General features: G+C 65.4%; 1 protein-coding gene. It reads right to left on the bottom strand.

Annotated elements, in window-relative coordinates; genetic code table 11:
- The coding region (locus tag FLX07_RS35930) for a substrate-binding domain-containing protein (RefSeq protein WP_142576437.1) at window positions 1-598 on the bottom strand (598 nt) is incomplete at both ends.

Below are 598 nucleotides of genomic sequence, written 5' to 3'. Positions count from 1 at the left end.
GAACCCGCACCGCCGACCATGAAGAACTCGTCGCGACCGGCCTCCTTGATCGCCGCCATCACGCCGATGCCCTGGTCGTCGTCGTGGTTCCAGATCGCGTCGATCTTCTTGTGCGCCTGCAGCAGGTTGCTGGCCACCTGGGTGCCCGACTCCACCGTGAACTTGGCGTCCTGCTGCGCGGTCACCGTGAAGCCGTAGGTCTTCAGCGCGTCGGCGAAGCCCTTGCTGCGGTCCTGGGTCAGCGGCAGCGTGGCGATGCCCTGGATCTCCAGGATCACCGGGTTGGAGACGCCCTTGTCCTTCAGCGTCTTGCCGATGAAGTGGCCGGCCGCCACTCCCATGCCGTAGTTGTCTCCGCCGATCCAGGCACGGTAGGACAGCTTGTCGGGGAACACCCGGTCCACGTTGACCACCGGGATGCCCGCGTCCATGGCCTGCCGGGCGACCTGGTTGAGCTGCTCACCGTCGTTGGGCAGGATCACCAGCACGTTGACCTTGGCCTGGATCAGCGACTCCACCGCGGAGATCTGCTGGTTGATGTCGTTGGTCGGCTCGACCGCCTTCAACTCCACATCGGAGTACTGCTTGGCCGCGTCCG

It is taken from the genome of Microbispora bryophytorum (assembly GCF_006874465.1).
Lineage (GTDB): Bacteria > Actinomycetota > Actinomycetes > Streptosporangiales > Streptosporangiaceae > Microbispora > Microbispora bryophytorum.
Note: the sequence above shows the minus strand (reverse complement) of the source record. Positions and strands in the feature narration are given on the sequence as shown.